14 protein-coding genes are annotated in these 19,010 nt (G+C 67.6%); 1 reads left to right on the top strand and 13 read right to left on the bottom strand.

Annotation, left to right across the window (positions count from 1 at the left end):
- Window positions 1-28: 28 nt before the first annotated feature.
- Entirely contained in the window at window positions 29-514 is a 486-nt protein-coding gene (locus FHU38_RS08400; protein ID WP_167168569.1) for an anthrone oxygenase family protein, read from the bottom strand.
- Between the two features lie 198 nt (window positions 515-712).
- Between FHU38_RS08400 and FHU38_RS08395 the strand changes: the two genes are divergently transcribed.
- Window positions 713-1,825 (top strand): NDMA-dependent alcohol dehydrogenase, encoded by a 1,113-nt coding sequence (locus FHU38_RS08395; RefSeq protein ID WP_167168566.1) that lies wholly within the window; start codon window positions 713-715, stop codon window positions 1,823-1,825.
- Between the two features lie 60 nt (window positions 1,826-1,885).
- On the opposite strand, the gene FHU38_RS08390 is transcribed toward FHU38_RS08395, so the two are convergent.
- The 12 genes from FHU38_RS08390 to FHU38_RS08335 form a co-directional block, all read right to left on the bottom strand.
- Entirely contained in the window at window positions 1,886-2,797 is a 912-nt protein-coding gene (locus FHU38_RS08390) for a methylenetetrahydrofolate reductase (RefSeq protein WP_167168563.1), read from the bottom strand.
- Between the two features lie 92 nt (window positions 2,798-2,889).
- Window positions 2,890-4,347, bottom strand: a complete 1,458-nt coding sequence (gene ahcY / locus FHU38_RS08385; protein ID WP_167168560.1) for an adenosylhomocysteinase — start codon at window positions 4,345-4,347, stop codon at window positions 2,890-2,892.
- A gap of 36 nt (window positions 4,348-4,383) precedes the next feature.
- Entirely contained in the window at window positions 4,384-7,932 is a 3,549-nt protein-coding gene (metH, locus tag FHU38_RS08380) for a methionine synthase (RefSeq protein WP_167175808.1), read from the bottom strand.
- A gap of 2 nt (window positions 7,933-7,934) precedes the next feature.
- Window positions 7,935-8,912: a carbohydrate kinase family protein gene (locus tag FHU38_RS08375; RefSeq protein ID WP_167168557.1), complete on the bottom strand. Its 978-nt coding sequence runs from the start codon at window positions 8,910-8,912 to the stop codon at window positions 7,935-7,937.
- A 198-nt stretch (window positions 8,913-9,110) separates the two neighbouring features.
- Window positions 9,111-10,310, bottom strand: a complete 1,200-nt coding sequence (gene metK, locus FHU38_RS08370; protein WP_167168554.1) for a methionine adenosyltransferase — start codon at window positions 10,308-10,310, stop codon at window positions 9,111-9,113.
- A 39-nt stretch (window positions 10,311-10,349) separates the two neighbouring features.
- Window positions 10,350-12,059, bottom strand: coding sequence for a glycine/sarcosine N-methyltransferase (locus FHU38_RS08365; RefSeq protein WP_167168551.1), 1,710 nt, complete (start codon window positions 12,057-12,059; stop codon window positions 10,350-10,352).
- Window positions 12,060-12,786: 727 nt separating this feature from the next.
- Window positions 12,787-13,020, bottom strand: a complete 234-nt coding sequence (locus FHU38_RS08360) for a biotin/lipoyl-containing protein (RefSeq protein WP_167168548.1) — start codon at window positions 13,018-13,020, stop codon at window positions 12,787-12,789.
- Window positions 13,017-14,045: an alpha-ketoacid dehydrogenase subunit beta gene (locus tag FHU38_RS08355; protein WP_167168545.1), complete on the bottom strand. Its 1,029-nt coding sequence runs from the start codon at window positions 14,043-14,045 to the stop codon at window positions 13,017-13,019. Before FHU38_RS08355 ends, FHU38_RS08360 begins: the two co-directional genes overlap by 4 nt.
- 16 nt (window positions 14,046-14,061) lie before the next feature.
- Window positions 14,062-15,036, bottom strand: coding sequence for a thiamine pyrophosphate-dependent dehydrogenase E1 component subunit alpha (locus tag FHU38_RS08350; RefSeq protein ID WP_167168542.1), 975 nt, complete (start codon window positions 15,034-15,036; stop codon window positions 14,062-14,064).
- A gap of 98 nt (window positions 15,037-15,134) precedes the next feature.
- Window positions 15,135-15,911: an IclR family transcriptional regulator gene (locus FHU38_RS08345; protein ID WP_167168538.1), complete on the bottom strand. Its 777-nt coding sequence runs from the start codon at window positions 15,909-15,911 to the stop codon at window positions 15,135-15,137.
- 158 nt (window positions 15,912-16,069) lie between these two features.
- On the bottom strand, window positions 16,070-17,365 hold the full coding sequence (locus FHU38_RS08340) for an alkaline phosphatase family protein (RefSeq protein ID WP_167168535.1): 1,296 nt from the start codon (window positions 17,363-17,365) through the stop codon (window positions 16,070-16,072).
- Window positions 17,362-19,005: an alkaline phosphatase D family protein gene (locus tag FHU38_RS08335; RefSeq protein ID WP_167168531.1), complete on the bottom strand. Its 1,644-nt coding sequence runs from the start codon at window positions 19,003-19,005 to the stop codon at window positions 17,362-17,364. The genes FHU38_RS08340 and FHU38_RS08335 overlap by 4 nt, the downstream gene beginning before the upstream one ends.
- Window positions 19,006-19,010 lie beyond the last annotated feature (5 nt).

Genomic DNA, 19,010 nt, shown 5'->3' with positions numbered 1-19,010 from the left:
GTCGTAACACCACCACACGGTCACACGGTCACACGGAGGCCAGCGAGACCGCGAAGCACGCCGAGGCGGCGAGGGCGGCCAGCGTGCGGACGTGGTTGGCCGCACCCCACACCGGCACGAACCGCGCCCACAGCCGAGCGCCTTCCTCACTCTCGGCGCCGACCCGCAGCAGCGCCTCGTTGCGTGGCACGTGCACGACCCCGGTCAGCACGAAGGTGCCGAACACGTAGAGCACGCCACCCGCCAGCGGCCACACCGAGCCGTCCTGATCCCACCGCAACACCGCCACCACCGCGAGCGCGAGGCTGAGCAGCGCCGCGCCGACGAACACCCCGAGAAACAGCGGGTTGAGCACCGCCCGGTTCACCGACTGCATCGCCGCGATCCCCCGTGCCGCAGGCAGCCGAGCCAGCGCGCGCAGCACGAACGAGGAGAACGCGAAGCAGACGCCCGCGACGAGCCCGCAGGTCAGGGTGGCGAGCAGGGTCGCGGCGAAGAGCAGTCCGGCGGTCATGCCAACACAGCCAACCGGCACGGCGCCACACCCGCCAGCATCGGAACGCTTCCTTCCATGCGAGAACGTCTCGCGCGCGGCTGGAAAGCGCACTTCCGTGAGGCGGATACCTTCTTGCTCTCATCGTGACCGGCTGCCAGGGTCGGGTTCCGGCGCTCAGGGCCACTGGCGTGCAGTCATCCCCGAAGGAGGGTCACGGTGAAGACGAAGGCAGCCGTTCTCACTGGCTTCCACCGCCCGTTCGAGATCATGGAACTGGACCTGGAAGGGCCGAAGACCGACGAGGTCCTGATCCGTTTCGTCGCGGCCGGGCTGTGCCACTCCGACCTGCACATGTCCGAGGGTGACATCCCGCCCCGGTTCCCCATCGTCGGCGGCCACGAGGGCGCGGGCATCATCGAGGAGGTCGGCGCGGGCGTCACCAAGGTCAAGCCGGGCGACCACGTGGTGTGCAGCTTCATCCCCAGTTGCGGCCACTGCCGGTACTGCTCCACCGGCAGGCAGAACCTGTGCGACCTCGGCGCCACGATCAGCGAGGGCTGCATGCCGGACGGGACCTTCCGGCTGCACTCCGGCGGAGTCGACTACGGCGCCATGTGCATGCTCGGCACCTTCTCCCAGTACGGCACGGTCAACCAGGCCTCGGTGGTCAAGGTGGACGAGAGCCTGCCGCTGGACGTGGCGGTGCTCGTCGGCTGCGGGGTGCCCACCGGCTGGGGCACGGCCATCAACGCGGGAGGGGTCCGGCCCGGTGACACCGTGGTGATCTACGGCATCGGCGGCATCGGGATCAACTCCGTGCAGGGCGCCGCGCACGCGGGTGCCAAGAACGTCGTCGTCGTCGATCCGATCGCGTTCAAGCGCGACACCGCCATGAAGTTCGGCGCCACCCATGCCTTCGCCACGGCGGAGGAGGCGCAGGCCGCGATCGTGGACCTCACCAGGGGCCAACTGGCCGACCAGGCGCTGGTGACCGTCGGTGTGGTGGACGAGTCCGTGGTGGCGGCGGCGTTCGACGCGGTCGGCAAGGGCGGCGTCGTGGTGATCACCGGGCTGGCGAACCCCGAGAAGATCACGGTGCAGGTCTCGGGCAGCCTGCTCACGCTGTTCGAGAAAACGATCAAGGGTGCGCTGTTCGGCTCGTCGAACCCGCAGTACGACATCGGCAAGGCGCTCGACCTGTACCAGGCGGGTCAACTGAAGCTGGACGAACTGGTCACCACCAAGTACACCCTGGAGCAGGTCAACCAGGGGTTCACGGATCTGGTGGACGGCAAGAACATCCGCGGCGTCATCGTCCACGAGCACTGATGCTCGGCCTGCGCACGAAAGACGGTGGTGACCGCTCACCGTTGAACGGTCACCACCTGCTCAGGGACGCCCCGCGAGGGCGAGTTGCGGTTCCGGCGAGCGCAGGCCGAGCCGATCCACCAGCTCACGGGTGGCCTTGGACCGGTTGAAGGTGTAGAAGTGCAGCTCAGGCACACCCTCGGCGAGCAACCGCTCGCACAGTTCGGTGATCACGTTCAGCCCTTCGGCGCGGAAGGCCTTCGGGTCGTCGGAAAGCGGCTCCAGCCGCTCCAGCAGCCAGCGCGGCGGCGTGGCGCCGGAAAGCTCGATGGTCTTGTGCAGGGTCCTCGGTGTGGTCAGCGGCATGATGCCGGGCAGCATCAGCGCATCACAGCCCGCTGCCGACACGCGGTCACGCAGCCGCAGGAAGTCCTCCGCCTCGAAGAACAGCTGCGCGATGGCGAAGTCGGCGCCCGCGCGCAGCTTGCGCACCAGGTAGTGGGTGTCGGTCTCCAGATCGGCGGAGCGGGGGTGCCCGTAGGGAAACGCCGACACCCCGACGCAGAAGTCGCCCAGCTCACGAATGAGCCGCACCAGTTCCTCGGCGTAGTTGAGGCCCTGGGGGTGCGGTATCCACTCGCCCATGACGTCGCCGGGCGGGTCACCGCGCAGCGCGAGGATGTTGTGCACGCCAACGGCGGCGAAGTGCCCGATGACGTTACGCAACTCCGACACCGAGTGGTTCACCGCGGTCAGGTGCGCCATCGGCACCAAGGTGGTGTCGGTCGCGACCCGCGCGATGTTGCGGATGGTGCCCTCTCTGCTTGAGCCACCCGCGCCGTAGGTGATGGACATGTATGCGGGATCCAGTGGCTCCAGCTCGCGGATCGAGCGCCACAAGATCGCCTCGTCCGGCTCGTCCCTGGGCGGGAAGAACTCCACGGAAAACGTCGGGCATGCGGCGCTGTTCAGCCGGTCGACGACCCTGCGCACCTGTAAGAACCCCCGTTGTCTCGTCCGTCTCTGGCAGTGTGCGGCGGTGTTCCCGGGGCCGCCGTTGGGCGGCCCCGGGAACACCGGTTCGCTCAGTAGCGGTAGTGGTCGGGCTTGTAAGGGCCCTCGACGTCGACGCCGATGTAGGCCGCCTGCTCCTTGGTCAGCTTGGTCAGCTTCACGCCGAGCGCGTCCAGGTGCAGCCTGGCCACCTTCTCGTCCAGTTTCTTCGGCAGCACGTAGACCTGCTTGTCGTACTCGCCCGGCTTGGTGAACAGCTCGATCTGCGCCAGCACCTGGTTGGTGAAGCTGTTGGACATCACGAAGCTCGGGTGGCCGGTCGCGTTGCCCAGGTTAAGCAGCCTGCCCTGGCTGAGCACGATGATCGAGTGGCCGTCGGGGAAGACGTACTCGTCGACCTGCGGCTTGATCTCCACCCGCTTGATGCCCGGGGTCTTCTCCAGGCCCGCCATGTCGATCTCGTTGTCGAAGTGCCCGATGTTGCCGACGATGGCCTGGTGCTTCATCCGCGCCATGTGCTCGGCGGTGATGATGTTGAAGTTGCCGGTGGTGGTGACGAAGATGTCCGCGGTCTCCACCACGTCCTCCAGCGCCGTCACCTGGTAGCCGTCCATCGCGGCCTGCAACGCGCAGATCGGGTCGATCTCGGTGACCACCACACGCGCTCCCTGGCCGCGCAGAGACTCCGCGGAGCCCTTGCCGACGTCACCGTAGCCGCACACCACGGCCACCTTGCCGCCGATGAGTGTGTCGGTCGCCCGGTTGATCCCGTCCACAAGGGAGTGACGGCAGCCGTACTTGTTATCGAACTTCGACTTGGTGACGGAATCGTTGACGTTGATCGCCGGGAACAGCAGCTCGCCGGTCTTGGCGAACTCGTACAGCCGGTGCACGCCGGTGGTGGTCTCCTCGGTGACGCCCTTGATGTCCTTGGCGATCCGGGTGAACCGCTTGGCGTCGGCGGCGAGACTCTTGCGCAGCGTGGCGAGGACGATCTTGTATTCCTCCGGGTCGTCCTCACTCGGCTCTGGCACCGCGCCCGCGGTCTCGAACTCCACGCCCTTGTGCACCAGCAGCGTCGCGTCGCCACCGTCGTCGAGGATCATGTTCGGGCCCTGGTCGCCGAACTGGAAGAGCTGGTCGGTGCACCACCAGTACTCGTCCAGCGTCTCGCCCTTCCAGGCGAACACCGAGACCCCCTTGGGGTGCTCCGGCGTGCCGTCAGGGCCGACGACGACCGCGGCCGCCGCCTCGTCCTGCGTGGAGAAGATGTTGCACGAGACCCACCTGACCTCGGCACCGAGCTCGACCAGCGTCTCGATCAGTACGGCCGTCTGCACGGTCATGTGCAGCGAGCCCGCGATCCTGGCTCCCTGCAACGGCTTGGCAGCCGCGAATTCCCTGCGAGTCGCCATCAGGCCCGGCATCTCGTGCTCGGCCAGCCGGATCTGGTGCCGGCCGGCCTCGGCCAGCTTCAGGTCGGCGACGGCGAACTCGAGACCGTCCACCTTCTGCAACTTCGCGCTCATGATTTCCTTTCCTCGTCGTGGACTCGCGCCACATTCTCAGGTGTTGAAGTACTTGGCCTCGGGATGGTGCGCGACGATCGCGTCGGTCGACTGCTCCGGATGCAGCTGGAACTCCTCACTCAGCTCCACCCCGATGCGGCCCGGTTCGAGCAGTTCCACGATCTTCGCGCGGTCCTCCAGGTCCGGGCAGGCGCCGTAGCCGAGCGAGAACCGGGCGCCCCGGTAGCCCAGCTTGAAGAACTCCCGCACGTCCTCGGGGTCCTCCTCGGCTACCGCCGAGCCGGACGCAAACAGCAGTTCCTGACGCACCCGCCGGTGCCAGTACTCCGCGAGCGCCTCGGTGAGCTGCACCCCGAGGCCGTGGATCTCCAGGTAGTCGCGGTAGGCGTCCTTGGCGAACAACTCGTTGGCGTAGTCGGCTATCGGCTGCCCCATGGTCACCAGCTGCAGCGGCAGCACGTCGACCTGCCCGGTCTGCTCGGCCTTCTCCTTCGGCCGGAAGAAGTCGGCGAGGCACAGCCGCCGATCCCTGCGCTGCCTCGGGAAGGTGAACCGCAGCCGCTCAAGCGCGTCCGGCTCGTCCTTCTCCAGCACAACCAGGTCGTTGCCCTCGGAGTAGCAGGGGAAGTAGCCGTACACGATCGCGGCGTGCCGCAGGATTCCCGCCGTGGACAGCTCGTCCATCCACGCGCGCAACCGGGGCCTGCCCTCGGTCTCGACGAGTTCCTCGTAGGAGGGGCCCTCACCCTTCTTGGCCCCGCGAAGGCCCCACTGGCCGAAGAACGTGGCACGCTCGTCCAGCAGTGCCAGGTAGTCGGCCGTGGCGACGCCCTTGATCACCTTGGAACCCCAGAACGGCGGTGTCGGCACCGGAACATCGGCGTCCACATCGGACCGCGTGGTGTCGTCTGTGGAAGCCTCCTCGCCCTGTTCGGCCTTGCGCTTCTCTGCGATGCGCAGCGACCGCTGCCTGCGCTCCTTGCGTTCCTGCCTGCGGGCCTTCTCCTCGGCGTCCTCCTCTACGGCCTCGCCGCGCTTGACCGCCATCACGTGGTCCATCAGCCGAAGGCCCTCGAAGGCGTCCTTGGCATAGCGCACGTCGCCGTCGTAGACCTCGTCCAGGTCGTTCTCGACGTAGGTTCGCGTCAGCGCCGCGCCGCCGAGCAGCACCGGGTACTTGTCCGCGACACCGCGCGCGTTCATCTCCTTGAGGTTGTCCTTCATGATGACCGTGGACTTCACCAGCAGCCCGGACATCCCGATGGCGTCCACCTTGTGCTCGTCGGCGGCATCGAGGATGGCGTTGATCGGCTGCTTGATGCCGATGTTGACGACGTCGTAGCCGTTGTTGGACACGATGATGTCCACCAGGTTCTTGCCGATGTCGTGCACGTCGCCCTTGACGGTGGCCAGCAGCAGCTTGCCCTTGCCGCCGGAGTCGTCCTTCTCCATGTACGGCTCGAGGTAGGCCACCGCGGTCTTCATCACCTCGGCCGACTGCAGCACGAACGGCAGCTGCATCTGGCCCGAACCGAACAACTCGCCGACGACCTTCATGCCCGCGAGCAGGTTCTCGTTGATGATGGCGAGCGGGTCCTTCTCCCGCATCGCCGCTTCGAGGTCGTCCTCGAGGCCGTTCAACTCACCCTCGATGATGCGCTTCTCCAGCCGCTCCAGCAGCGGCAGCTTCGCCAGCTCCTCGGCTCGCGAGGCGCGTGTCGAGGACGCGGTCTTGCCCTCGAACAGCGACATCAGCTTCTGCAGCGGGTCGTAGTCCTGCGCGCGGCGGTCGTAGACCAGATCGAGCGCGACCTGCTTCGGCTCGTCGTCAATCTTGTTCATCGGCAGGATCTTCGACGAGTTCACGATCGCCGAGTCCAGCCCGGCCTCCCGGCACTCGTTGAGGAACACCGAGTTCAGCACCTGCCGCGCCGCCGGGTTCAGTCCGAAGGAGACGTTGGAAAGCCCGAGCGTGGTCTGCACATCCGGGTGGCGGCGCTTCAGCTCGCGGATCGCGTTGATGGTCTCGAGGGCATCCTTGCGGACTTCCTCCTGGCCTGTGGTGATCGGGAAGACCAGGGCGTCGATGATGATCGACGATTTGTCCAGACCCCAGTTGGTGGTGAGATCCTCGATAGCGCGCTCGGCGACGCGCAGCTTCCACTCCGCCGTGCGGGCCTGGCCCTCCTCGTCGATGCAGGTGATTACGACGGCGGCACCGTGCTCAACGGCAAGCCGCATCACCTCGTCGTAGCGCCCGCCCGGTTCCGTGCCGTCCTCGTAGTTCACCGAGTTGATGGCGCACCGGCCGCCGAACCGCTCCAGCCCGGCCCGCACCACCTCGGCCTCGGTGGAGTCCACCATGATCGGCAGCGTTGAAGCGGTGGCCAGCCGGGAGGCCAGTTCGGACATATCGGCCGTGCCGTCTCGGCCCACGTAGTCGACGCACAGGTCGAGCATGTGCGCACCCTCGCGGGTCTGCGACTTGGCGATCTCCACGCAGTCGTCCCAGCGCTGCTCCAGCATCGCCTCGCGGAACGCCTTGGAGCCGTTGGCGTTGGTGCGCTCGCCGACGTTGAGGATGGAGGCGTCCTGCCGAAACGGCACCGACTGGTACACCGACGACACCGAGGGCACGATCTCCGGTGTCCGCTCCCTTGGTGACAGATCGGCGACCGCCTCGCGAACCGCGCGCACGTGCTCGGCTGTGGTGCCGCAGCAGCCGCCGACGAGCCTGGCGCCGAACTCGGTGACGAAGCCCGCCAATGCCTCGGCGAGCTCCTCCGGCCGCAGCGGGTACACCGCGCCGTTGGGTCCCAACTCGGGCAGGCCCGCGTTGGGCATCACCGAGATCGGCACCCGCGCGTGGTCGGAGAGCACGCGCAGGTGCTCACTCATCTCGGCGGGACCGGTGGCGCAGTTCATCCCGATGAGGTCGATGCCGAGCGGTTCGAGCGCGGTGAGCGCGGCGGCGATCTCCGAGCCGACGAGCATGGTGCCCGTCTGCTCCACCGTCACCTGGGCGATGATCGGCACGGTGCGGCCAGCCCGCTCCATCGCCCGCTTGGCGCCGATGATCGCGGCCTTGGTCTGCAGCAGGTCCTGCGAGGTCTCGACGAGCACCGCGTCGGCGCCGCCGTCGAGCAGGCCGAGCGCGTTGTCCACATAGGCGTCACGAAGCTCGGCGAAGGTGATGTGCCCCAGCGTCGGCAGTTTCGTGCCCGGCCCGATGGAGCCGAGCACGAACCTGGGACGCTGCGGAGTGGAGTACTCGTCGGCGCACTGCCGGGCCAGCGACGTTCCCTTCTCCGCCAGCTCCCTGATGCGCTCGACGATGTCGTATTCCGCGAAGTTCGCGAGGTTCGTCCCGAAGGTGTTGGTCTCGATGGCGTCCGAGCCCGCCTCGAGGAAACCCCGGTACACCGAGGCCACCACGTCCGGCCGGGTCTCGTTGAGGATCTCGTTGCAGCCTTCGAGCTGGGCGAAGTCGTCCAGCGTCAGGTCGTGCTCCTGCAGCGCGGTCCCCATCCCGCCGTCGGCGACGAGGACTCGCCGCTGCAGTTCGGCGAGAAAGCGGCTCTCCATACTCACACCCGCAACTTCGACTCGATCTCGGCCGCGGCGTCGTTGCCGTACGCCCTGGCCGCGCGGTTGGAGAAGTCCGCACGGTCCAGCGGATACTCCTGCGGCCCTACCGTCTCGAGAACGATGCTCGCCAGTACGCAACCCACCTGGGCAGCCCTTTCCATCGACATCTTACGACTGATTCCCCACAGGAACCCGGCGCGGAAGGCGTCGCCGACGCCGGTCGGCTCGACCGGCTCGATGTCGGGAACTGCGTTGATCGACACCGGGTCATGACCACGGCCCTCGATGCGCACGCCCCGGCCACCGTGCGTCATCACCCAGGTACCGACGCGGTCCAGCACCTCGTCGGTGGACCAGCCGGTGTGCTTGAGCAGCAGTGAGCTCTCGTACTCGTTGGTGAACAGGTAGGTCGCGCCCTCGACGAGCTGCTTGACGTCCTCGCCAGGCATGATCGCCAACTGCTGGGAGATGTCGGCGGCGAACGGGATGCCGCGCTGCCTGCACTCCTCGGTGTGGCGCAGCATGGCGGCAGGGTCGTTCGGCGCCACGACCACGAGGTCGAGCGAGCCGACCCGGTCGGCCACGGCCTGCAGTTCGATCTCCCTGGCCTCGCTCATCGCTCCCGCGTAGAACGAGGCGATCTGGTTCTGCGCCTGGTCGGTGGTGCACAGGAAGCGGGCGGTGTGCTTGTCGGCTGAGACATGCACGGACTTGGTGTCCACACCGTGGCGCTCCAGCCAGGATCGGTAGTCGTCGAAGTCGTGGCCGACGGCGCCGACCAGGATGGGAGACAGACCCATTCGGCCGAGCGCGAACGAGATGTTGGCCGCCACCCCGCCCCGCCGGATCTCCAGGTCTTCCACCAGGAACGACAACGACACATTCTCCAGCTGGTCGGCGACGAACTGCTCGCTGAACTTGCCGGAGAAGGACATCAGGTGGTCGGTCGCGATGGAGCCGGTCACCGCTATGCGCATTCGGGCACACTCCTCCTGTTGTGGCTGTGGGGCTTCTCCGGTGGCCGCAGCCTACCCAGCGGGTGGCTCGCGGCCCGCGAAGACGCCGGGATCGCGCGTGAGTGCGCGTGACGGTGGGTCCGCCGGCGGCAGGGTGATACGGCAGGGTGAACCGGCCGCCGACGGACCCGCCCGCTTGGTTCGGGCGTCGTGGCGACGCTACGCCTTGGCGGCGTCCTTGAGCGCGGGCGCCCGGTCGGTGCGCTCCCAGGGCAGGTCAAGGTCGCCGCGCCCGAAGTGCCCGTAGGCGGCGGTCTGCGCGTAGATCGGCCGCAACAGGTCCAGGTCCCTGATGATCGCGGCGGGCCGCAGGTCGAACACCTCGTCGATGGCCTTCTGGATCTTCTCAGGCGCGACCTTCTCGGTGCCGAAGGTCTCCACGAACAGACCCACCGGAGCCGCCTTGCCGATCGCGTAGGCCACCTGGATCTCGGCGCGGTCGGCCAGTCCCGCGGCGACGATGTTCTTGGCCACCCACCGCATCGCGTACGCCGCCGAACGGTCCACCTTCGAGGGGTCCTTACCGGAGAACGCGCCACCACCGTGCCGCGCCATCCCCCCATAGGTGTCCACAATGATCTTGCGGCCGGTCAGCCCAGCGTCACCCATCGGCCCGCCGACCACGAACCGGCCGGTGGGGTTGATGAGCACCCTCGGCTCGGCGGCGTCGAGGCCGAGCGACTCGATCTCCGGGGTGATGACGTGCTTGGTGAGGTCGACAGCGAGCATCTTGTCGAGGTCGATGCCCTCGGCGTGCTGGCTGGAGATCACCACCGTGTCCAACCGCACCGGCTGCTCACCCGCGTACTCGATCGTCACCTGCGTCTTACCGTCCGGACGCAGGTACGGCACCGTCCCGTTCTTGCGCACCTCGGTCAACCGCCGCGACAACCGGTGCGCCAACGCGATCGGCAACGGCATCAACTCCGGCGTGTCCGAACACGCGTAACCGAACATCAACCCCTGGTCACCGGCGCCCTGCTTGTCCAGGTCGTCCAGAGCGTTCTCCAACCGCGTCTCGTAGGCGGTGTCCACACCCTGCGCGATGTCGGGCGACTGCGACCCGATCGCCACGTTCACGCCGCACGACGCGCCGTCGAAGCCCTTCGCCGAGGAGTCGTAGCCGATCTCCAGCACGGTCTCGCGAACCAGGCTGGGTACGTCAACGTAGGCGTCGGTGGTGACCTCACCGGCGACGTGTACCTGGCCGGTGGTGATCAGCGACTCCACGGCGACGCGGCTGCGCGGGTCGGCGGCCAGCATCGCGTCCAGGATCGTGTCGCTGATCGCGTCGCACATCTTGTCCGGGTGACCCTCAGTCACGGACTCGCTGGTGAACAGCCTTCGATTAGCAGTCACAATGCATCCTTGTCTGTTGTCGGCGAGGAAATTTCGAACTCAGGCACGGACGTGGAAGATGCCCCACGCGAGGTTGCCCGCGCGGCCTCCCTCGACCCAGTTCTTCAGCCCCGTCTTCATCCGCGTCAGGTACTCGCTACTCACGCTGCCGGAGAGCTCGCCGTGGCGCCGCTGTGTCTCCTCAAGCACCCGACCATAGTGGGTCGCCAGTTGGGGAGTGTGATCCTCGAACTCGATCGAGCTCATCCCGAGCCGGTGCAGCTCCCGCTCGTAGAAGCCCGGCGAGCCCATGCTGTCGAGATGCAGCCGCTCGAGGATCGGCCGCAGCGCGGCCTTGTCGCAGTTGTCGGCGGCCATCGGGTCGGTGAAGACGAACTGGCCCCTTGGCTTGAGGACCCTGGTGACCTCCTGCAACACCCGGACCCGGTCGCCGCTGTGCAGCATGGCGTCCTGCGACCACACGACGTCGAACTCGTTGTCCTCGAAGGGCAGGTCCTCGAAAGAGCCGTCGACCACGTCGATGAGGTCGGCGAGTCCCTGCTCGGCGTTGTAGGCGCGGTTGCGCTCGTTCTCCACCTCGCTGAGGTTGAGGCAGGTGACCCTGCAGCCATAGGTTTTGGCCAGGTAGCGGGCGGCTCCGCCGTAGCCCGCGCCGATGTCGAGCACGCGGTCGGATGCGCTCAGCGCGAGCTTGCTCGCCATCCGCTCGACCGTGCGAACGCTGGCGGGCGCGATGGGCTCGTCGGGGGTCTGGTAGAGGCCGACGTGGATGTCCTCGCCACCCCAGATGGTGTAGTAGAAGTTGTCCGCGTCGTCGGAGTTGTAGTAGTCGCGCGCTACGTTGACGACCGCGGAGTAGTTGGCTGACTCTTCACCGGATTTCACGTAACTCTTCTCCGCGACGTGGATGAGGAAGTCCGGGTCCTCGGCGGTGAACGTCTCCTGGAAGTCGCCGTAGGTCTCCACCCGCTGGAACCCGACCTCGCGCAGCAGCCTGCGCACGTAGTCCTTGCGAAGCGGGAACATGTTCAGGTGGTACTGCGAGTCGTCGGGGAACCGGTACCGGAACCTCGCGAGGCCGTCGTCGACGTACTCCGGCTCCGCGGTGACCTCCTCACCGCAGTAGTAGTAGGTGTGCTTGCTGGAGAACCCGTTGTCCAGGATCGAGTCGTAGTTGCGCTGATCCAGGATCAGGATCCCGTCGTGCTTGAGCACCGCGTAGAACTCTGCCAGCGCCTTGCGCCTGTCCCGTTCGGAGAACAGGTGGGTGAAGGAGTTGCCAAGGCACACCACGGCGTCGAACTCGCCGTGAACGTCACGGTTGAGCCATCGCCAGTCGGCGTGCACGACGCGCAGGATGTGGCCGCCGTAGTTGAGGCCGTTCTCGAAGGCCTTGGCCAGCATCTCGGCGCTGCCGTCGACACTGACGGTGTCGAAGCCTTCCTCGATCAGGCGAACCGAGTGGAACCCGGTGCCGGTCGCGACGTCGAGCACGGACTTCACGCCGCGCGACTTGAGCAGGTCGACGAAGAAGCTGCCCTCACTCTCGTAGCGCTTCTTCCAGTCGATCAGGTCGTCCCACTTCTCGACGAAGCCCTTGACGTACTCGTTCGTGTAGTGGTCGGTGTCCCGCACAGTCAGCGGGTCCGAGCCGAACGCCTGCGCGGGATGGGCCGTGATCTCAGCCTGGTCGTTGTCCACGGTGCCGGCCGATGTCACCTCTGTTGGGCCGGACCTCGAATCATTCATTGCGCTTCCTTCCACGTTCGGCCGGACACACAGCTCCTTTTCGACGATTCTCGACGAATCCGCTTTCACACGGTCGGCATTCCTCCTCGCTGTCGGCGCGCGCCTTTTGGCAAGCCGGAAAAGGGCGCGCGAAAAGGCAGGCCCGCGACTGACTCATTCGCGGTCGGTGTAATTGCGGCCTGCAACATGCGTCGAGCGCAGCCTGGTGCCCGAGTCCGACGGACTCGATCCCTCACCCCGACTCGGCGGGATTGCGGTGCATCCGCGTTGATGATCTCCGCATACCGCCGTCACTCAATCTATTGATCCCGGCAGGAAAGTATCAATGGGTCAATTGCGTGACGTGCGGTTTCACCCCACGTATAACTTGCGTGGGCACCATCCGTACCGCTGGGCGCAACGCGCACACCGCCGACCGACTCCCGGGACAGACATACTGCGTGGTCGTCGCGCTGTTTCGGCCCAAAAGTCGTTGGCCTCTTGACAGCAACACCAAGCGATTGTGTGCCAGACAACAAGGTCACCCGTTTGGCGCAGTGCTGCTGGCAAAACTCTACTCTGGGTCGCTATTCGCCGGTTCCCTTAGTCCGCCAGCCTGACATCTCGTCGGCCACTTGAGTTCGTAGCGTATCCAGCAACATGTTGCGCATAGGACAACAATTGCACAGTCGAACACCGCCGGTGCACTGTTGCACACCGGCGGTGCTCGCGCGCGGATCGGAGACTGTTACTCGATCTTTGCAATCACAGCGCCCTGCCGGACCACATCGCCCTCCTGCACCACCAGCCGCAGCACCCCAGAGGACGGCGCGGGGATCTCCATATCAACTTTGTCCACCGCCACCTCGGCGATCAGCTCCCCCTCGGAAACGGATTCACCGTCGGCGACGAACCATGTCGCCACAGCCCCCTCCGCATTCGGATCCTCCGTGGAAACCTGCGGAAAAACCACATCGGTCATGCGCCGACCATTTCTTCGACAGCCGCCCGAATTCGGGCATGCGTGGGCAGCACAGCGTATTCCAACGAGCGTGCGTACGGAATGGGCACGTCCGGAACCGCTACCCGCGCGGGCGGCGCCTTCAGCACCGACGGGTCACGCTCGGCGACCCTTGCCACCACCTCGCCGGACAACCCGAACGACAGGTAGTCCTCGTCGACGACGACCAGCCGCCCGGTGCGAGCCACCGACTCGAGGATCGTGTCGGTGTCCATCGGCACGAGGCTGCGCAGGTCCACGACCTCACACTCGATCCCGTCACCGGCGAGTTCGTCGGCCACGTCGAGCGCGTGGTGTACCGACAGCGACAGCGTGACGATGCTGACGTCGCGACCCTGCCGCACCACACTCGCCTTGCCGATAGGTACCTCGTACTCCTCCTCCGGCACCGGCGCCACCGAACGGGGGTTCTTCGCCATCCACGGCAGCCCCATGACCCCCTTGTGGAACATGTACACCACCGGGTTGTCGTCGCGGATCGCCGAGATCATCAGGCCCTTGGCGTCAGCGGGCGTGCTCGGAACCACGACCTTCATCCCAGGCAGGTGCGCGAACGTGCCCCACAGGCACTGCGAGTGCTGCGCGCCGTCGGAGTAGCCGCCACCGACCGCCGTGGTGATAACCATCGGCACCTTGACGTTGCCACCGGACTCGAAGTGGATCTTGGCCATGTGGTTGTAGATCTGGTCCATGCAGACGCCGAAGAAGTCCGCGAACATCAGTTCGGCGATGGGCCGCATGCCCTCCACGGCCGCGCCGATGGCGGCACCGATGAACCCGGTCTCCGAGATCGGCGTGTCCATCACCCGCTGCGGCCCGAAGCGGTCCAACAAGCCGGTCGTGGAGCTGAAGATGCCACCGTAGGAGCCCACGTCCTCCCCGAGCAGGAAGACGCTGGGGTCGCGCTCCATCTCCTGTGCGATGCCCTCGACCATCGCCTTGGCTGTGCTGAGCTTGCGGCGCGAAGGCGCCTCGGTAACGGTCATTTGCTGCTCCCTGCCCTCACGCGAACACGTACTCGAGTGCCGATGCCGGCTCCGGTTGCGGGCTGTTCTTGGCGAACGCGATGGCGTCCTCCACGCGCTGCTGAGCGCGTTCCCGCGCCGCCCTCATACCGTCGTCGTCGAGCAGACCGTCGGCGCGCAGGCTCGCCTCGAAGGTCGGGATGGGGTCACGGCCGGGCACGCCTTCCAGATCGGTGCGGTAGGCCTGCGCGTCACCCTCGAAGTGACCCCACAGCCGCAGGGTGTGCACCTCGAGCAGGCTGGGCCCCTCCCCTGCCCTCGCCCGGGCGATCGCCTTGCCCGCGGCCTCGTGCACCGCCTCGACCGAGTTGTCCTCGACGCGTTCCCCCGGCATGTCGTAGCCCGCCGCGCGCACGGCGTTGGAGGTGACGCACGTCGAGGCGCTGCGGGGCACCGAGATGCCCCAGTCGTTGTCCTCGATCACGAACACCACCGGCAGCTTCCACAGCGACGCCAGGTTCAACGCCTCATGGAAACCACCCTGGTTGGCGGCGCCCTCACCGGTCACCGCGACGGCGATCCGGTCGGTGCTCTTGCGCTGGAAGGCCAGCGCCTGCCCCACCGCGGGCGGGTAGCCCTCCGCGATGATCCCCGAGCACGAGAAGTGCACGTTCGGGTCGAACAGGTGCATGTGCCCGCCTCGCCCCTTGCCGAGGCCGTCGACGCGGCCGAAGATCTCGGCGGTCATGCGGCGCAGGTCGACGCCGTGGGCGATGGCGAAGTGGTGCGGCCGGTGGGTCGCGGTCACCGCGTCGTCGCCGGTGAGATGGGCGCACACGCCCGCGGCGACCGGCTCCTGCCCGGCCGACAGATGCATCTCGCCGGGGATCGCGCCCGCGCCGATGTCGAACACCGGCTTCTTGTCAGCGTGGTACTCCCGCAGGATCGCTTCCTCGAAGGTGCGGATGAGCACCATCATGTCGTACAGATCGGCTCTGACCTGTGGTTCCATGAAACCTCCCTGACGTCGGGATACTCACTGTCCGCCCGGTGCGAGCGGACGGCAACGGCGCGGATTTCAGATGGTGATAACGAGTCGGGGTGCCCCGCTCAGCAAGCTTCTGGGCCGGTGAGCGCCGCCTGGTTCGGCGCGATCGCGAGTGCTCTCGACAGGCGGTTCGCCGCCCGGCGCATGGCCGCCGCGCCGCTGATCGCCGACGTGTAGCGGCGGGCGGGCATCGAGATCGCCACCGCGCCGAGCACCCCAGGCGCGCGTACCGGTACCGCGACACACGCCGTGCCGAGCAGGTACTCCTCCCGTTCGCCGCTGATCTCCGAGCCGAGACTCAGCCGCTGCTCCAGCGCCCTGCGGTCGGTGACCGTGTGCGGAGTCAGGTCGACGAGCCGGTGCCGGGACAGGTAGTCGGCGCGGGCCGCGGTGTCCAGACAGGACAAGATGCACTTGCCGAAGGCGGTGGCGTGTCCTGCCTCGTGCACACCCACCCACAGGTCCACGCGCTGCATCCGGGGGCCGTCCGCCACGTCGACCAGTTCGATCTCGCCGTCCTGGTACAGCGACAGGTAGGTGGCGCTGCGTAACTCGTCACGCAGCGCCGCCAGCGCGGGACGGGTCCTGGCCAGCGCCGTCTGAACGGGACTGCGCTTGCCGAGCGCGTCCACCCGGTCGCCGAGCACGTACCCGTCGTGCAGCTTGAGCAGGTAACCCTCGTGAACCAGGGTGCGCAGCAGGTGGTAGGTCGTCGGCAGCGGAAGGTCGAGCACGCGGGCGAGGTTCTTCGCGGTGACCGGCCGCTCGCTGGCACCCACGGCGTCGAGCAGGTGCAGCGCACGCCGAACCGACCCGATCAGGGTTGGGGTCGCAGTCACCGGGCCGCCCTTCACACCGAGCCGATCTCGATGCGACCAAGCATGCGACCGTCCTGATGGGTGCACAAGTGGAGCCGCACGAGCTACCCCGTCCCGGTGACGTCGCGGGCAGCGGGTCCGGGCCGGAGCGGTCCTCCGCCCCGGCCCGGCCCTGCCGATCAGCGACCGGCGAGCGCGGCGGACTCGAAAGCCTCCAGCCGTGCCGTTCCGTCGTAGCCACCCTCGGGCTCGGCAAGGCCGAACAGCGCACCCACCGTGGGTGCCACATCGACTGTCCGGACACCAGCCGAGGAGGCGTTGCCCGCACGCACGGCGGGGTGTCCACCCGCGACGAAGAAGGGAATCGGCTCCGTCGCCGGGTGCCCGTGGTTGCCGGGAATCGGGTTCGACCACACCCGCGGGTCGGTGAACCGCCAACCCGCGCGGCAGTACACCACCAGGTCGCCCGCTTCTGGCCCCAGCCGCAACCGGGCGGGTTCGTGTGCCGACAGCACCCCGTCGGTGGCCAGCGCCACCTCCCGCATCCGTGCCACGGCGTCGGCACGCTGTTCGGCGGGTCCGGTGAAGGTCAGCAGATCGGCGCCACCGTTCTGCGCGATCGCCACCCTGCCCGCCAGCAACGGGTCGGCCTCCAGCCTCGGCGCGAGCGACACCACCCGGTGCGGCAGCGACCAGTCCATCGAGTGGTCGGCGAGCACGACGAGCACAGCGGACTCCCAGCGCCCGGACCGTCGCAAGTGGTCCACGAACCGGCCGATCAGCAGGTCGGTGGACCACAACGCGGCCGTGCGCGCCGCCCGCAGCGTCGTGCCGGTGAGATCGACGTGGCCGACCCGGTCGACGTCGCCGAAGTTGGCGAACACCAGGTCCGGGTCCGACTCCTCCACCGTGGCGATCAGCGCGTCGGTCGTCGCCACGTCCGGCGCGTGCCCGCTGACCGGCACCACCGGGGACGGTTCCCATCGCACGCTGGCCCGCTCACCGAAGATGCCGTACAGGTACTCCTTGCTGAGCACGCTGCCGGTTACCCGACCCTGCGCGGCCAGCCGATCCAGCAGTGTCGGCGCGCGCAGGTCACTCGCCCGATCCAGGGTGCGGACCGCGCCGAGCGTGCGATCGTAGACGGAGTTGGCGGGCACACCGGAACGGTCGGGACGCAACCCGGTCATCATCATGACGTGGTTGGGGATGGTCTCCATCACCGGCAGCGAACGGGCGGCGGTGAAGTGGGTGCCCGAGTCGCGCAGCGCACGCAGGTTGGGAGTCAGCACCGGGTCGACCTCGTCGGGGCGCAGCCCGTCGACCACGAGCACGTACACCCTCGGGCCGAGGGGCGGGCGGGCGGCCCTGGCCGCGGCGGTGGACAGCACCACGGCCGCCGAGGTACCCGCGGCCACGGTGAGGAAACGGCGCCTGCTGAGCGGGTTCGTGCCGCTCGTCGATCCCGCGGTCACCTGTCCTCCCACACCCGTACGACATGCTGCGTTCCGGCGTCCACCCGAAACGACGCGGCCCGCCGCACTCCGCTGCCGGGGTCCTTTCTGTCGGTGAGGACGAACGAGTCCATCCGCACCGCGCCGGGCGTCACCTCGACCACGGAATAGCCGTGCGAGTCCAGCTCGACGTGCTTGATGTGCGGGTTGGCCACCCGGATGGCGGCCTCAAGGGCCAGCGACGCGGTCCTTGGCGGGACGCCGAGGATGTCGTCGATGTTGTCGCTGGTCACCGACGTGCAGACAAGCTCGGTTCCCACCGAGGCCCGGTTCAGTGGGTAGGTGAGTGGGTCCGAGGGCAACTCCGCTGCCCAGCAGGTGTGGATGTCGCCGGTGAGGAACACCGTGTCCCGCACACCGTTGTCTCGCAGCGCGGCGAACAGTTCCAGCCGGTCAGCCGTGTAGCCGTCCCACTGGTCCACATTGATCGGTACGCCCGTCACCGGCCCGGTGAGCCGCGAGAGCGCGCGAAGCTCCTCTGTGGACAGAGTTGAGGGGAACCGCACCGGCGAGATCATCACCGAGTTTCCGACAAGCTTCCACTGCACCCGCGCCGTCGCGAGCCCGGAGGTCAGCCAGTCGAGCTGCTCCGCACCGGTGATCGTGCGGTCCGGGTCGGCGATACCGGGATCGAACGGATGCGCGGGCTGCTCGCTGCGATAGCTTCGAAGATCCAACATGGACAGTTCGGCCAGCGTGCCGAACGTCAGCCTGCGGTACAGCCTGCCGCCAGGCTCGTAGCGCACCGGCATCCATTCCGCGTATGCCTGCTGTGAGGCGGCGCGGCGGCTGGCCCACGTGCCCTCTTCCTGCTCGGTGTGGTTCTCGGCTCCACCGGACCAGGCGTTGTTGGCGGATTCGTGGTCGTCCCAGGTCACCGCGAACGGCACCCGGGCGTGCAGCGCCTGCAGGTCCGGATCGGTCTTGTACTGGGCGTGCCTGCGGCGGTAGTGCTCGAGCGTGATGATCTCAAGCGGTGGGTCGTGCGGGCGAAGCACGGCGTCGGCTGCGGCATCGTCGCCCGGTCCGTACTCGTAGAGGTAGTCGCCGAGGTGGACAACCAGGTCCAGGTCGTCGCGCTGTGCCAGATGCCGGTACGCGGCGAAGTACCCGGCCTGCCAGTTGGCGCACGACACCACGCCGAGCCGCAGCCGGTCCACCGCGCTGCCGTCGGCGGGTGCCGTTCGGGTGCGGCCCACCGTGGAGACGGCCGAGCCGTACCGGAAGCGGTACCAGTAGGACGTCGCCGGGTGCAGCCCGGCGACGTCGATCTTGACGGTGTGGTCCCTGCCCGGTCCGGTTCGAGCCGCGCCGCCGGCGACGATCTCCGTGAACCGCTCGTCAAGCGCCATCTCCCAGGACACCGTCACGTCCGGGCCCACCCCGGAACCGGGGACGGACTCGGGTGTCGGGGTCACCCTCGTCCACAGCAGCACACCGTCCGGCAGTGGGTCTCCCGACGCCACACCGTGCGCGAACGGAAGAGCTCCTTCCCGCCCGCCCTGCGCCGCGTACGCCTGACCACCCAGCACCCCGGCGCCTGTCACCGCGGCGAGCGCGCCACCGGCGCGCAGTACATCTCTTCGAGTCACCGACTTCACGACAG

The sequence above is a fragment of the Saccharomonospora amisosensis genome (assembly GCF_011761185.1).
Classification (GTDB): Bacteria; Actinomycetota; Actinomycetes; order Mycobacteriales; family Pseudonocardiaceae; genus Saccharomonospora_A; species Saccharomonospora_A amisosensis.
Note: the sequence above shows the minus strand (reverse complement) of the source record. Positions and strands in the feature narration are given on the sequence as shown.

Coding starts and splice junctions, on each gene's coding strand:
- ahcY (WP_167168560.1), bottom strand. CDS start 4,347: ATGAGCGCGAAGTTGCAGAAGGTGGACGGTCTCGAGTTCGCCGTCGCC.
- FHU38_RS08355 (WP_167168545.1), bottom strand. CDS start 14,045: ATGACCGTTACCGAGGCGCCTTCGCGCCGCAAGCTCAGCACAGCCAAG.
- metH (WP_167175808.1), bottom strand. CDS start 7,932: ATGGAGAGCCGCTTTCTCGCCGAACTGCAGCGGCGAGTCCTCGTCGCC.
- FHU38_RS08375 (WP_167168557.1), bottom strand. CDS start 8,912: ATGCGCATAGCGGTGACCGGCTCCATCGCGACCGACCACCTGATGTCC.
- FHU38_RS08365 (WP_167168551.1), bottom strand. CDS start 12,059: ATGAATGATTCGAGGTCCGGCCCAACAGAGGTGACATCGGCCGGCACC.
- FHU38_RS08400 (WP_167168569.1), bottom strand. CDS start 514: ATGACCGCCGGACTGCTCTTCGCCGCGACCCTGCTCGCCACCCTGACC.
- FHU38_RS08360 (WP_167168548.1), bottom strand. CDS start 13,020: ATGACCGATGTGGTTTTTCCGCAGGTTTCCACGGAGGATCCGAATGCG.
- FHU38_RS08350 (WP_167168542.1), bottom strand. CDS start 15,036: ATGGAACCACAGGTCAGAGCCGATCTGTACGACATGATGGTGCTCATC.